Below are 14290 nucleotides of genomic sequence, written 5' to 3'. Positions count from 1 at the left end.
GAGCTCCTATTTATTAGTTAATATATTGTCAAGTCCGATTAATTGCATCATTTAGGTAACTTTACCCTAATAATAAACCCCGTTTAAAGCCCCGAAAGTTTAAGAATGAGCGAAAATTCTCAAATATTTATAGCCAAAAGTGCCATTAAAGCAGCCGATCTGGAGCACAGACGGAAGATCAATTTCAATATAGGTAAGTATAACGAAAAGGTGCCTGAGGGTAAAGAGCAGTTTGCTGATGTTCATTTAGTGAGAGAAAGAGCCAAAAATATTAAATGGCGGGCCATTGAAACACTTGATCAGCAATTAGAAGAATTTGAACTGAATTTTACCAAAAGAGGCGGCAAAGTGATCTGGGCAGAAAATGCCACTCAGGCCATTGAAGAGATATTGACCATTTGTAAAGAGAGAAACTGCAAAACGCTTGTAAAAAGCAAAAGCATGGTTACGGAAGAAATTCACCTGAACGATGCACTAGAAAAAAACGGTATTGAAAGTATTGAAACAGATCTTGGCGAATACATCCAACAATTAGACGGCGAAGCCCCTTACCATATTGTAACACCCGCCATGCACAAAAGCAAAGAGGATGTTGCAAAACTATTCAGTCAGAAATTAGGCACAGCGCCTAACCTTACCCCACAGGAATTAACACTTGTTGCAAGAGATGTTTTAAGAAAAAAATATACTGCGGCCGAAGTGGGTGTTACGGGTGCAAATTTTATCATTAGTGATATTGGCGGCATTGCAGTTACAGAAAATGAGGGCAATGCAAGATTAAGTTGCGCTTTTCCTAAAACGCATATTGTAATTGTTGGTATAGAAAAGATGATCCCGTCTATGACGGATCTTGCATTATTCTGGCCACTGCTTTCTACATTTGGTACAGGACAAAAAGTTACAGTGTATAACACAATCGTTACAGGCCCGAAACAAGCCGGCGAAGTGGACGGCCCGGAAGAAATGTATGTGATACTGCTTGATAATGGAAGAACAAACATCTTGCAAAACCCAAAAACAAGAGAGAGTTTATATTGTATAAGATGTGGTGCTTGCTTGAATGCCTGCCCTATTTACAAAAATATTGGAGGTCATGCGTATGGTGCAACGTATAGCGGACCGATCGGCAGTGTTATTACACCACATTTAAGTGGCATGGAAAATTACAAGCATTTGAGTTATGCATCATCGTTATGTGGTAATTGTACAGAAGTATGTGCTGTGAAAATAAACCTGCATGAACTTTTACTGGAGAACAGAAAAGAAAGTGTTGAGGAAGGCTACACTACATTAACCGAAAAAATGGCCTGGAAAATGTGGAAGATGGCAAGTCTGAAAAGAGGTTTCATGAATATGGGCAATGGTAATTTAAAGAACAAAGTGGTGAACGGCTTATTCAAAGGCTGGAAACAAAACAGAAGTGATTTGGATTTCAGTAAAAAAACATTCAACGAAATGTGGAAGGAACAGTTTAAAAAATGATAACTCATTATTCCTACTTGTTATTTATGACATAAACTTTTATTTAGTACGATATAAATTTTTTAGATTTTTTTGAAAACTAAATTTTTATAATATATTCGTATTAGAATCTTATCCGCTAAAACAAAAATGGTAATTCCAGACATTCCATTTTTGTTTTGGCGGATTTTTTTTGGACGGAACATTCTGAAAGTAGGAGTAAATGTAAATTAAGAAATATGAATAAAAAATATATAGTCCCAATAGTTTTAGGTTCGGCCCTTTCAATTACCACATTCTTAATCTTTTTAAAAGCAATTAATATAGGTGAAAAGTGGAGAATTATTGGAGCTGGCATTAGCTTTTTAGGGTTTGTTACTCTTCTAATTTTTGTGTTAATACAAATGATTAAAGACAAACGAAAAAAGACAAATTAAGGTCAACTATAACTAACAACACTTATCTATAAGTAAAAAAAATATAGTAAATTTGAGAAAAGCATTTTATGGTGACAATTGCAAAAAATATAAATAATTTCATCTCATACAGCCCATAGAAAAATATAATTAATCAATCATTTTCTTTATGGTCTTAGTTTATTCCCATAATACATCCGTACGCCTTTCTTATATCTGTTCTTTTATTTTTAAAGAATTAATGGGGGTAGATTTTTCTGTTACTACACATATCACTTCTTTCAAAGAACACAATGGGCCTAAAATAAATTATTCATCAAAGCAAATTACAGGAGATGAAATCTTTGTCAGAGCCGGCAATCTCTTATATGAAAAAGGTATAAAAGAGCAAACAATAGAATGCTTTGAAATCAACAACTACAAAGCGTTTTACAAAACCACTGACAGTGATTTCCCATTCGATATTTTCGCTGCATCGTTTTATTTACTCAGTCGATATGAGGAATATCTTCCGTACAAAAAAGATATGTATGGCAGGTATGCTCACGAAAATTCATTGGCATACAAAGAAAATTTTCTTCATCTTCCTTTGATCAATATCTGGCTGAAAGATTTTGCTGAAACCATACAAAAGAAATATTCAATATTCAATATTCAATATCCAGCATTCAACTTCCTCCCAACCTACGATATTGACATTGCTTACTCTTACAAAGGCAAAGGGTTTATAAGAAGTGCAGGTGGTTTTTTAAGATCCCCATCGTTGGAAAGATTACAGGTTTTATTAGGCACCAAAAAAGATCCGTTTGATACTTATGATTGGCTGGATAGTTTGCATGAAAGATATCAACTATATCCTATTTACTTTTTTTTACTAGCGCAGAAGAATGGTATATATGATAAAAACATTTTGCCTAATACAGATATCATGAAGGCATTAATAAAACGCCTTACCAACAAATATGTGTTTGGTATTCATCCAAGCTGGCAAAGCGGCGACGACGCATATTCTTTGCAGAAAGAAAAACACTTATTAAGAGAATTAAGTGAGTCGAGAATAACAAAATCAAGACAACATTATATTCGCTTTCATTTACCAGAGACTTACAGAAAATTGATTGCTGATGATATCACAGATGAATATAGCATGGGGTATGGCAGCATTAATGGCTTCAGAGCTTCAGTAGCATCGTCATTTTATTGGTATGATCTTTTGCATGAGGAACAAACAACGCTGCGAATTCATCCGTTTTGTTTTATGGAAGCCAATAGTTTTTATGAACAAAAACTTTCACCTGAGCAAGCATTTGATGAATTAATGCATTACTACAAAATTTGTAAAGAAGCAAATGGCACTTTAATTACCATCTTCCATAACCACATGATCGGCTCCGATAAATTATTTGAAGGTTGGGGTAAGATGTATGAACAATTTTTGCAACAGGTAGCTAAGTAATCTGCTTTCTAAAACTATTGTTTACCAAATACACACCAAGCAGTGCAACCAAACCACCAATAACAACAAGCATTGTTATCTTTTCATTCAAAGCAAAAGCACCCAATAAAACAGCTACAATCGGATTGATGTAAGCATACACAGATGTAAGCGAAACAGGCAAATGTTTCAGTGCATAGATGTATGCGACAAAAGTTGCAGTAGAACCAATTGTTATTAAATATAAGATTGACCACCAAGCTTCCGCAGGAATTGCAGCTAGAGCAATTGCATCTCCACTAATATATGCATGGCCTAAAAATACCATGCTTGAGATCATCATTTGTATACCAATGCCAAAATAAGGATTGAAGCCCTCCGCATTTTTTTGTGTAAACAACGTGCCGAAAGCCCAGGTAACAGAGGCTATAAGAGAAAGGATGATTCCGAAACGAAAATCTGCATTGAAAAAATCGTGTATGTGTTCGTAAAAAATAATACATACACCGCCAAAACCTAATAGAAATCCCAACAATGCCTGCGGCTGCATTTTTTTTCCTTGAAATAAAGTGATGACAACTAACCACAAAGGGAATATGGCTCCGATGATTGCTCCTAATCCACTGGGAATATATCTTACAGCCCAAATAACAAACCCGTTACTAAACATAAAGTTCAGACAACTCATTATCAGAATACTGCGCCACTGTTTACCCTTTGGCAATGCTTCTTTTCTAAAAAGAAAGAATGAAACGAACATTAATCCTCCGAATAACTGCCTGAAACCGATCATTTGAAAGGCAGGCATACTGGATACGGCGATCTTTGAAGCCAGCCACGTAGTACCCCAAAAAATACTTACCCATGCAAGTGCAAAGTAGGCTTTACCCCCTGGCCCCCTGAAGGGGGAATTAGATAACATTTGATTGGGAAAATTTTTCATCAACAGTTCGCTTATAAAAGCGAAGTTAATGTTTAAAATGTCTGAGGCCTGTAATGACCATTGCCAAATTATTTTGCTTACAATATTCAATGCTGTCGTTATCTCTTATAGAACCACCTGGTTGTATAAACGAAGTGATACCTGCAGCATGTGAAATTTTTACACAATCATCGAAAGGAAAGAATGCGTCACTTGCCAATGCCGCCCCATTCAAATCAAAATTAAATTGCTTGGCTTTTTCTATTGATTGACGAAGAGAATCTATTCTTGATGTTTGTCCGCAACCTTTACCGATGAGCTGTTTGTTTTTTACTAAAGCAATAGAATTGCTTTTTAAATGTTTGGCAATAATATTTGCAAAAGCCAAATCTTCTTTTTCAGACGCAGTAGTTTCTCTGCCACCTACTTCTTTCCATTCTGTAAAATTGCCCACATCATTTTGTTGAGTCAATATTCCATTTAATACAGACTTATATTGATGCGTTGTTGACAATCCTGATTTTTGTTTCAATAGAATTCTGTTCTTCTTTGTTTGAAGAATAGTCAAAGCATCTGCATCAAATGAAGGAGCGATCAACACTTCAAAAAATATTTCATTGATAGCTTCTGCCGTTGCTCTATCAACTGTTGCATTACAAACCAATACACCGCCGAAGGCGCTTTCAGGATCACCTGCTAGTGCTGCATCCCAGCTTTCTTTCAACGTTCCTCTTTGTGCAACGCCGCAAACATTGGTATGTTTAATGATTGCAAATGTTGTAGATGTTACTTCAGCAATTAATTGTACTGAAGCATCAACATCTACCAAATTATTATAAGATAACTCTTTGCCATGTAGCTTATCAAATATTTCATTTTGATTGCCGTAAAAAAACCCTTGTTGATGAGGATTTTCTCCGTAACGTAATATTGATTTTTCTTTATTGAAAGGATTATCAAAATTAGTTTGGTTGAAATAATTAGAAATAGCCAGATCATATCCTGTACAAACATCAAATGCTTTAATGGCAAATGCTCTACGTTGATCTAATGTCGTTTCACCGTTTTGAGATTTTAAAATTTCTTCTAATAATGAGTAATCTTTTTTTGCAGCAACCACTACCACATCTTTGTGATTTTTTGCAGCAGCACGTATCATGCTCGGACCACCAATATCTATTTTCTCAATAATTAATTTTTCATCGCTTGTAGATGCAACAGTTTCTTCAAACGGATACAGATCTACAATTACCAGATCAATTTCCGGAATGTTGAATTGCTTCATTTCATCAACATGTTGAGCTTCATCTCTTTTACCTAAGATGCCACCGAATACAGCAGGATGTAAAGTTTTTACTCTTCCGCCTAAGATAGATGGATAAGTAGTTAATGACTCAACTGGAACACAAGAGACATTTAGGTCTTCAATAAATTTTTGTGTGCCGCCGGTTGAATAAATTTTAACACCAAGTCTATTTAACTCTCGTACAATATTCTCCAACCCATCTTTGTAAAAAACTGAAATTAACGCTGATTGTATCTTTTTTTGCATGTTGTGTGAGGTAATTATAGCTCCAAAATGAACGCTCCTTGTTGAGGAACTGAATAATTTTGCAAATGTAATCTTTCACAATCTTTTTTCCATTTTTCAATTTTCCACAAACTGTTCGACGCATCAAAAATAATTTGCTTACAATTGAAAACATTGGTCAGTTGTGGGATGTAGAGCTTTGGACTTTTTGAAATAATTATTATATCAACATTAATTTTTTCTTGTGGCACTTCAAAAGAAATCGATTTATCGATCAATAAAATCTTTTTATTACCAAATTGATAGAACAAATCCTGAGCAGTGAAAATATTTTTTACAGAATCAACTTGCTTATTCAACTGCATTTGTATTCTGCCGGGTTTTAAATGAAAATTTTGCAGCATCCCGTCAGCTAACAAAGCAGAATCTCCTACAAATTGATAATTATTACCTTCAATAAAATCTATTGCCTGATGTTGTGGTACATTATATACAATTAATTTGTGTTGGTTAGCTATTTGCCATTTCCCATACACCTGTGCAATTGTAAAAGTCAGCAAACAAAACAAGGAGATTTCTAATAATTGTTTATTCTTATTTAGTAACCATACAGCTAAACAAATAACCACTATATATAACGACCATGTAGTGAATACAGTTGCAGGGATTCTATCCCATACGGCAAAAGGTATATCATTGACTGAAAGAATAATTTTATTCATCAACCAAACAAGCCATGCAACTGCCTTTCCTAAATATATTCCAACAAATGGAACCCATGCTAAAGCGACCAATCCTATTTCTGCAAATAATATTATAGTAGATAAAGGCACTGCAATAATATTAGTGATCAAAAACAAATTCGGAAACTGATGAAAATAATAAATGCAAATTGGGAAAGTCAATATTTGTGCTGCCAATGAAACTGCAGCCAATTGCCAAACTTTATCTATCCATTTATTTTTTACATAGAATAAATTATAAATAGGTTTTTGAAAAACAATGATTCCAACTACTGCTAAGTAAGATAACTGAAAACCTACATCCCACAAATAATATGGATTGTAACATAGCATTACAAATGCTGACGCTGCTAATGAATTATAAATAGATGCTTGTCTGAAAAATGTTTTTCCAACAGTAATAAAACTAAACATTACTGCGGAGCGTAAAACAGATGCTGAACCTCCTGTAAGAATTGAGAACAACCACAAACAGGATAATATCAATACAACCTGAGTGATTTTCGATTTTTTTATTAGTGGTGTTCTTGCAAAGATCCATACGAGCATAACATATATCAAACCGAGGTGCATACCGGATATTGCGATGATATGCACTACGCCTGTATTGCTGTAAGCCTGCACCAGATCCTTATCAAGATCATTTGTATAACCAATCAACAAGGCTTCGGCTATTCCTAATTCATTGGTATTAGCACCAACAGTTTTCTCAAGCGTTGCTAAAATTTTATCTCTTGCCGAAAAAATAAATTGATTAAACCAATTCACCTTTGTCTCTTTCAATTTAACCCAATCTTTATCTTTTAAAAATACATTGTGAAAAGTTTGTTGAAAGGCAGCATACCGTTCATAATTGAATGCACCAGGGTTACCTGAGTTTTTTATCGCTTGTAAATTTTTACTGATCAGAATTTTGTCGCCATAGTGTAATTGTTTTACTGAAGAGTCTTTCGAAAAATATAAAAGCAATTTTCCTTTGCCTTTTATAACAGAATCGCTTCTGATCATAGATTCTATATAACCATCTGCCTTATACGATTTTGTTTTTTCTACAATCGGTTCATTGATACACACTACCAAATAATCACTGTCATGATAATTTTGTCCATACCAATTATTGGTATGCCGTATATCTTTTTGCCAGGTGATAAATAATCCAAAATTTATCAATATCAGATTAAGCAATAAGCCCTGCAATGATTGAAGTTTAAATCTTACCCCAATTGGCAAAAAATAAAACAATAAATAAGCTGTGGTAAAACAAACAATGCTGATACAAATGATAGTCAATGGAATTTGCAGATACCATTCTAATAATATTCCTGCAATGAATGGTAACAGCAGACGCAGGAACGGCGCTGTTTTCCAAATGGGTATATTAAGTCGCTTCATGATGATGTTATTAAAAAGTCTAACAATCAATCATAGGAAGGTTATTGTAAGATAATAATTTTATGCTACATGAATATTTTTGACAGTATATAATTTTAGAAATACAAATATTTAAGTTGCCAAGGCCAGTATGGCCGATAATTTGGTAGAAATATTTAACATGATTCTAAGCTCTGTAGGAGCGACATTTTTAAACCCCCTCTAATGTTAATCATAAAACTCAAAGATATATTTATCGTTGTATTCTACTTCAAAATCGTTTAACATTTTTATGTATTCTTTGCGAAATGTTTTGACTTTATGATGTTCTTCTTGAGTCATAATGTAATTTATAACTACATCTCTTTGACTTTTTGAATGTGAAAATGCACCATAACCAGATTGCCATTGAAATTTTCCTTTTACAAACTGCTTTTCATTAATCCATTTACTACTATTTGCTTTTACAATACTCATAAAATCAGCAATGGTTGTTGTCATCGGCAAGCCGAAAAAAATATGTACATGATCTTTCCAACCACCTACAGCTAAAGACTTAGCACCATTGCCTGTGATAATGCCCGAAATATATTTATGTAAATCATCTCGCCAATTACATGCAATTAAATTTTCTCTACCTTTTACAGAAAAAACAGCGTGAATAAAAACTTGCGAATATGTATTAGCCATAACAGGATTGATTAAAATGTCGCCCCTTCGGGGCTCAATAAGATTGTACAAAATTTCTTCTACCAAAATATTGGCCCTATGGGCCTTTGCCAGATTAAAAAACTATTAGATACACTCAATTATATTTATTGAGGCATTCTCGGGCTATACTCCTCTTTAATAATTTCTCCATTCTGTGCATCTATTTCTAAAATTCCTATATCGCCTCCATTTTTGACTTCAAAAAATCTCCAATAATATTGAATCCCAACATATTCTTTAGTTTGTTTTGATGAGCTAAATATACTTTCTAATTGACATTCGAGAGTTGGCGCAAATTCAAATCCTTTTTGTCTACCTAATTTTATAGCCATATCCAAACTAAATTTTAAATTCCCCTCAAAATGTTTTTTAAATCCTCTGATTAATGCTGGACGAGTACCTATTGGACAACCAAACTCACTTCTTACTAAACCTCCAGAACTATCAATTGATAAGTCGAAATTTCCAATTACTCTCTTCTTGTCTAAAACATAGTAATAAAGTTCATAACAGGTATCTACACCTAATCCTCTGTATTCTTTTGGTTTAGAAGAATATCGTGGAATTATTACTTTAGTAGAAAGTGAACAGTCAAACCAAATGTTTTTCGCAACCGACCTACCTACAATTGAAATAATATATTTTTCAGCACTTTTCAATGCTTTAAAATCTTTCTCTATTCTTGGATTTACTTTTCTACTATGGAATTTGCAATTAGAAGTATCGAGATTGATATAATTGGGAGTTTGACCAATTAACTTAAATGGACTTATGAAGATGGAAAATAAAAATGTAAAGTATACTAGTTTCATGAAATTTTAAGATATTAGATTATATTTCAAGATAATTAATATCTTATACTGTACAAAAAAATATTATATTAATTTATTTCATCTGCTTTTTGATCATCTCGGTAAAAACCAACGCTGCCTTTTTTCGATAGCTTTCTTTCGGCCAAGTAATAGAAGCCTGGCTTACAATATTCAAACCTTTAACAGGAATGGCCTTCAATGTGTGCCTGCCTTTTACAGCAGCAACAGTCATGACAGTGCACCAGTTACCTGTTTCAACCAATTGGAGCAATACATTAATATCATTCAATTCCATTTTTATATTTGGTTGAATATTGTTTTTCGCCAAAGCTTCATTGAGAAAATGTCGGGTATGAAAACCCGTGGAAGGAAGTACCAACGGAATGTCCTTTAGGTCTTTTATGTTGATAGAGGTTTTCTTTGATAGAATATTGGACGGGTGTACCGCTAATGCCAAAGGCGAATCATATAATCGTTGAGAAATAAATTTTTCATTATCCTGCAATTCAAGAAAAGAAAGAAGAAAGTCAACTTTTGTTGACTTCAATTTATCCAGCATATCTTCTGAAGTACCAAATTCAACGATGATCTTAATATCGGGATATAGTTCGGAAAACTGCAACAACACTGGGGTTAGCACTGCTGATAACCCGTATGTAACACCTATTCTAAGTTCGCCTATTTTTAATCCTTTCAAATCATCAATTACGAACCTACCGCTTTCTGCATCCACCAATGATTGTCGGGCATAGGGCAAAAACAAATTACCTGCTTCAGTTAAATGTACCCGTTTCCCGATCCTGTCAAATAAGGGAATCCCCAATTCGTCCTCTAACTGCTTGATCTGCTGCGATAAAGTACTCTGACTGATATACAATGTACCTGCAGCCTCAGTAAAATTGAGCAGTTCTGCTGAACGGATAAAATATCTAAGTTGTCGAAGCTCCATGATCAATCGGTTTTATCAATGATAACGATAGAAAAATACGGTTTTACAAATTTAGGAATTAAAATATATTTGTGCTCTAATTGGCGATTGATATTATGTAATTGCTGGTTTAATCGCTAAATTTGACACCCCTAATACAAAAATTATGAGTAGTACTTTATTCGACAAAGTTTGGGATGCCCACGTTGTCCGCAAAATTGAAGATGGTCCGGATGTATTTCTGATCGACCGCCATTTTATTCATGAAGTAACAAGTCCGGTGGCTTTTGTTGGATTGGAAAGCAGAGGCCTTGGAGTAATGTTCCCTGAGCGTACATTCGCAACTGCTGATCATAATACTCCTACAATCAACCAGCATTTACCGGTAAAAGACCCGTTATCTGCCAATCAGTTGAATGCTTTGGAAAAAAATTCTGCTAAATATGGCATCTCACATTGGGGCTTAGGAAATCCTAAAAACGGTATTGTACACGTAGTTGGACCTGAAAATGGTATCACTCTTCCGGGTATGACCATCGTTTGTGGTGACTCACACACTTCTACTCATGGTGCATTTGGTTGTATCGCTTTTGGTATAGGTACTTCAGAAGTTGAGATGGTATTGTCTTCTCAATGTATTATGCAGCCGAAACCTAAAAAAATGCGTATAACCATCAACGGTAGTTTAGGAAAAGGTGTTTTACCAAAAGATGTTCCTTTATATATATTATCTCAGATCAGTGCAAGTGGTGCTACCGGATATTTCATCGAATTTGCCGGAGAGGTTTTTGAGAAAATGAGCATGGAAGGAAGAATGACTGTTTGTAATTTATCAATTGAAATGGGTGCCCGTGGCGGTATGATCGCTCCTGATGAAACTACTTTCAATTATTTAAAAGGAAAAGATCTTGCACCGAAAGGTGAAGCATGGGATAAAGCTTTAGCTTATTGGAAAACTTTGAAAACAGATGCTGATGCAACATTTGATTACGAATTAACCTATAATGCTGCAGACATTGAACCGCAAATTACTTACGGTACTAACCCAGGTTTAGGAACCGGTATCAGCAAACATATTCCAATGGCTGCTGATGTACAGGATGGTGCTGCTTCTTACAAAAAATCGTTGGAGTACATGGGTTTTCATGAAGATGAATCTATCCTTGGTAAAAAAATCGATTACGTTTTCTTGGGAAGTTGTACCAACGGACGCATTGAAGATTTCAGAGCGTTTGCATCTATCGTAAAAGGAAGAAAAAAAGCGGACAACATCACTGCATGGTTGGTTCCTGGTTCTCATGTTGTGGAATCTCAAATTAAAGAAGAAGGTATTTTAGATATTTTGAATGAAGCCGGTTTTGAATTGCGTCAACCGGGCTGTTCAGCTTGTTTGGCAATGAACGATGATAAAGTTCCTGCAGGTAAATATGCGGTGAGCACGAGCAACAGAAACTTCGAAGGTCGTCAAGGCCCTAACAGTCGTACGTTGTTGGCTAGTCCTTATGTGGCTGCTGCTGCTGCGGTTACTGGGGTGGTTACTGATCCGAGGGAGTTACTTGAAGAAGCATAGTCGCCCCCATCCCCTAAAGGGGGGGGTGCGAAGATTGTGTTTTATTTATTTTAATACCAGCTTCGGTTTTTCATAGCATCATCGTTGCGTCGCAATCCTTTCATCAGCAGTGCGGATGGCAACAAAGCAAAACTAATAACTAATAACTTTTAACTAAATACAATGGCTTACGATAAATTCACAGTACTACGCTCTACAGCAGTTCCTTTACCAATTGAGAACGTAGATACAGATCAAATTATTCCTGCAAGATTTTTAAAAGCAACAAAACGTGAAGGTTTTGGAGATAATCTTTTCAGAGACTGGCGCTATAACGGTGACGATACTCCGAAAAAAGATTTCGTGTTGAACAATCCTATCTACTCAGGTAAAATTTTAGTAGGTGGTAAAAACTTTGGTAGTGGTAGTAGTCGTGAGCATGCTGCATGGGCAATTTACGATTACGGATTCCGTTGTGTGATATCAAGCTTCTTTGCTGATATCTTCAAAGGAAACTCTTTGAACATTGGTATTTTACCGGTAACAGTTAGTCCTGAATTTTTAGATAAAATATTCAGAGCGATCGAAGCTGATCCAAAAGCTGAGATAGAAGTAAATCTTCCTGATCAAACAGTTACTATTGTTGCAACAGGTGAAAAAGAAAGCTTTACCATCAATTCATACAAGAAACATAATTTAATGAATGGCTTCGATGATATCGATTATCTACAAGCTATGAAAGGAGAGATAAAAGAATTCGCAGACAAGAGTCTGTACTAAGCTTAAGGCTAAAAGTGGAAAGCACAAAGCTTTCAGCTTTTAGCTTTAAGCCTTAAGCTTAACAAAGAACAATGAGACAGATTCAAATAATGGACACCACCCTCCGTGATGGAGAACAAACAAGTGGTGTATCCTTTTCATCTTCAGAAAAATTAACCATAGCACAATTGCTGTTGACAGAAGTAAAGGTTGACAGAATTGAAATTGCTTCTGCAAGAGTTTCTGAAGGCGAGTTGGATGCTGTTAAAAAAATTACTGCGTGGGCAGATAAACAAGGACTCCTAGATAAAGTTGAGGTCTTAACTTTTGTTGACGGCGAAACATCTGTAAACTGGATGCTCGAAGCCGGTGCAAAAGTAATGAACCTGTTAACCAAAGGCTCTTTAAATCATCTTACACATCAATTAAAGAAAACACCGGAACAACATTTTAGTGATGTTGCAAAAGTAATTGCATTGGCAAAAAGCAAAGGTTTACAATGCAATGTGTATTTGGAAGATTGGAGTAATGGTATGCGTAACTCAAGAGAGTATGTTTTCCAATATTTGGATTTTTTAGCTACACAACCGGTTAAAAGAATTTTATTGCCTGATACATTAGGTGTATTGATCCCTTCCGAAACATTTGAATACATTTCTGCAATAGTAAAAAAATACCCTTCCATACATTTTGATTTTCATGCACATAATGATTATGACCTCAGTGTTGCAAATGTTTTGGAAGCGGTAAAAGCAGGTGCTCATGGTCTTCATCTTACCGTAAATGGTATGGGTGAAAGAGCAGGTAATGCTCCACTAGCAAGCGTTATTGCTGTGTTGAACGATTATCAAAAAGATGTAACAACCGGTGTTGAAGAAAAATCTTTGCACTCTGTGAGTAAACTCGTAGAGAACTTTTCAGGTTTCAGAATCTCCGTAAACAAACCAATTGTTGGAGAAAATGTATTTACTCAAACTGCAGGTATTCACGCCGATGGCGATAAAAAAAATCAATTATACTTTAACGAGTTAATGCCTGAACGTTTCGGTAGACAAAGAAAATACGCTTTAGGAAAAACATCCGGCAAAGCAAATATTGAAAATAATTTACAACAGCTCGGCATACAATTATCAGACGAAGACTTAAAAAAAGTTACACAGCGTATCATTGAATTAGGTGACAGAAAAGAAACGGTTACGCAAGCAGATCTTCCCTATATTTTGTCAGATGTATTGGATGGTGCTACTCTAGTTGAAAAAGTTAAAGTAGAAAAATATATACTAACTGTATCGAATGATTTAAAACCATATGCTACTATCAAAATAAAATTTGAAGACAATGGTTTGCATGAAGCAAGTGCTGAAGGTGATGGACAATACGATGCTTTTATGAATGCACTTAAAAAAGTGTATGCAAAAAAAGATTTAGAATTGCCTTTGCTCACGGATTACGTTGTACGCATTCCGCCGGGAGGGAAAACAGATGCATTGTGTGAAACGATCATTACATGGAATTTGAAAGGAAGAGAATTTAAGACAAGGGGATTGGACTCAGATCAAACTATTGCTGCTATCAAGGCAACACAAAAAATGTTGAATACGATTTGAGGCAAAAAGGTGTGAGGCAAGGAGGCAAAGAGTTTTGGAGTTTTA

At 35.1% G+C, this 14290-nt stretch carries 12 protein-coding genes; 6 read left to right on the top strand and 6 right to left on the bottom strand.

Going from position 1 to position 14290, the window contains the following annotated elements:
* The first annotated feature begins 105 nt into the window (after window positions 1–105).
* The 3 genes from ACQ33O_RS04665 to ACQ33O_RS04655 all read left to right on the top strand — a co-directional run bounded on the left by ACQ33O_RS04665 (window position 106) and on the right by ACQ33O_RS04655 (window position 3333).
* Entirely contained in the window at window positions 106–1482 is a 1377-nt protein-coding gene (locus ACQ33O_RS04665) for a LutB/LldF family L-lactate oxidation iron-sulfur protein (RefSeq protein WP_430994401.1), read from the top strand.
* A 218-nt stretch (window positions 1483–1700) separates the two neighbouring features.
* Window positions 1701–1898 carry a hypothetical protein gene (locus tag ACQ33O_RS04660; protein ID WP_430994400.1) on the top strand — a complete coding sequence of 66 codons (198 nt, stop codon included), beginning with the start codon at window positions 1701–1703 and terminating at the stop codon, window positions 1896–1898.
* 148 nt (window positions 1899–2046) lie between these two features.
* Complete coding sequence (locus ACQ33O_RS04655) at window positions 2047–3333, top strand: polysaccharide deacetylase family protein (RefSeq protein WP_430994399.1); 1287 nt, start codon at window positions 2047–2049, stop codon at window positions 3331–3333.
* Here the strand turns inward: ACQ33O_RS04655 and ACQ33O_RS04650 are convergent.
* From ACQ33O_RS04650 to ACQ33O_RS04625, 6 genes are all read right to left on the bottom strand, one after another.
* Window positions 3326–4234 (bottom strand): DMT family transporter, encoded by a 909-nt coding sequence (locus ACQ33O_RS04650; protein ID WP_430994398.1) that lies wholly within the window; start codon window positions 4232–4234, stop codon window positions 3326–3328. The two genes, ACQ33O_RS04655 and ACQ33O_RS04650, sit on opposite strands and share 8 nt — an antisense overlap.
* A gap of 46 nt (window positions 4235–4280) precedes the next feature.
* Window positions 4281–5786, bottom strand: coding sequence for a bifunctional phosphoribosylaminoimidazolecarboxamide formyltransferase/IMP cyclohydrolase (purH, locus tag ACQ33O_RS04645; RefSeq protein ID WP_430994397.1), 1506 nt, complete (start codon window positions 5784–5786; stop codon window positions 4281–4283).
* A gap of 14 nt (window positions 5787–5800) precedes the next feature.
* Entirely contained in the window at window positions 5801–7900 is a 2100-nt protein-coding gene (locus tag ACQ33O_RS04640; RefSeq protein ID WP_430994396.1) for a ComEC/Rec2 family competence protein, read from the bottom strand.
* A 207-nt stretch (window positions 7901–8107) separates the two neighbouring features.
* Window positions 8108–8569, bottom strand: a complete 462-nt coding sequence (gene tnpA, locus ACQ33O_RS04635; RefSeq protein ID WP_430994395.1) for an IS200/IS605 family transposase — start codon at window positions 8567–8569, stop codon at window positions 8108–8110.
* A 125-nt stretch (window positions 8570–8694) separates the two neighbouring features.
* Entirely contained in the window at window positions 8695–9402 is a 708-nt protein-coding gene (locus tag ACQ33O_RS04630) for a hypothetical protein (protein ID WP_430994394.1), read from the bottom strand.
* A gap of 73 nt (window positions 9403–9475) precedes the next feature.
* Window positions 9476–10351, bottom strand: a complete 876-nt coding sequence (locus ACQ33O_RS04625; protein ID WP_430994393.1) for a LysR substrate-binding domain-containing protein — start codon at window positions 10349–10351, stop codon at window positions 9476–9478.
* A 145-nt stretch (window positions 10352–10496) separates the two neighbouring features.
* On the opposite strand from ACQ33O_RS04625, the gene leuC reads away from it, so the two are divergent.
* The 3 genes from leuC (at window position 10497) to ACQ33O_RS04610 (ending at window position 14245) form a co-directional block, all read left to right on the top strand.
* Window positions 10497–11900, top strand: coding sequence for a 3-isopropylmalate dehydratase large subunit (gene leuC, locus ACQ33O_RS04620; protein WP_430994392.1), 1404 nt, complete (start codon window positions 10497–10499; stop codon window positions 11898–11900).
* A 162-nt stretch (window positions 11901–12062) separates the two neighbouring features.
* Window positions 12063–12659, top strand: coding sequence for a 3-isopropylmalate dehydratase small subunit (leuD, locus tag ACQ33O_RS04615; protein WP_430994391.1), 597 nt, complete (start codon window positions 12063–12065; stop codon window positions 12657–12659).
* Window positions 12660–12730: 71 nt separating this feature from the next.
* Window positions 12731–14245, top strand: coding sequence for an alpha-isopropylmalate synthase regulatory domain-containing protein (locus ACQ33O_RS04610; RefSeq protein ID WP_430994390.1), 1515 nt, complete (start codon window positions 12731–12733; stop codon window positions 14243–14245).
* The last annotated feature ends 45 nt before the right edge of the window (window positions 14246–14290 follow it).

Origin of the sequence: Ferruginibacter sp. SUN002 (assembly GCF_050611725.1) — a bacterium.
Classification (GTDB): Bacteria; Bacteroidota; Bacteroidia; order Chitinophagales; family Chitinophagaceae; genus Ferruginibacter.
Note: the sequence above shows the minus strand (reverse complement) of the source record. Positions and strands in the feature narration are given on the sequence as shown.

What these genes read in the sequence shown, in the direction of transcription:
- ACQ33O_RS04665 (WP_430994401.1), top strand. Translation starts at nt 106, where the DNA reads ATGAGCGAAAATTCTCAAATATTTATAGCCAAAAGTGCCATTAAAGCA.
- ACQ33O_RS04660 (WP_430994400.1), top strand. Translation starts at nt 1,701, where the DNA reads ATGAATAAAAAATATATAGTCCCAATAGTTTTAGGTTCGGCCCTTTCA.
- ACQ33O_RS04655 (WP_430994399.1), top strand. Translation starts at nt 2,047, where the DNA reads ATGGTCTTAGTTTATTCCCATAATACATCCGTACGCCTTTCTTATATC.
- ACQ33O_RS04650 (WP_430994398.1), bottom strand. Translation starts at nt 4,234, where the DNA reads ATGTTATCTAATTCCCCCTTCAGGGGGCCAGGGGGTAAAGCCTACTTT.
- purH (WP_430994397.1), bottom strand. Translation starts at nt 5,786, where the DNA reads ATGCAAAAAAAGATACAATCAGCGTTAATTTCAGTTTTTTACAAAGAT.
- ACQ33O_RS04640 (WP_430994396.1), bottom strand. Translation starts at nt 7,900, where the DNA reads ATGAAGCGACTTAATATACCCATTTGGAAAACAGCGCCGTTCCTGCGT.
- tnpA (WP_430994395.1), bottom strand. Translation starts at nt 8,569, where the DNA reads ATGGCTAATACATATTCGCAAGTTTTTATTCACGCTGTTTTTTCTGTA.
- ACQ33O_RS04630 (WP_430994394.1), bottom strand. Translation starts at nt 9,402, where the DNA reads ATGAAACTAGTATACTTTACATTTTTATTTTCCATCTTCATAAGTCCA.
- ACQ33O_RS04625 (WP_430994393.1), bottom strand. Translation starts at nt 10,351, where the DNA reads ATGGAGCTTCGACAACTTAGATATTTTATCCGTTCAGCAGAACTGCTC.
- leuC (WP_430994392.1), top strand. Translation starts at nt 10,497, where the DNA reads ATGAGTAGTACTTTATTCGACAAAGTTTGGGATGCCCACGTTGTCCGC.
- leuD (WP_430994391.1), top strand. Translation starts at nt 12,063, where the DNA reads ATGGCTTACGATAAATTCACAGTACTACGCTCTACAGCAGTTCCTTTA.
- ACQ33O_RS04610 (WP_430994390.1), top strand. Translation starts at nt 12,731, where the DNA reads ATGAGACAGATTCAAATAATGGACACCACCCTCCGTGATGGAGAACAA.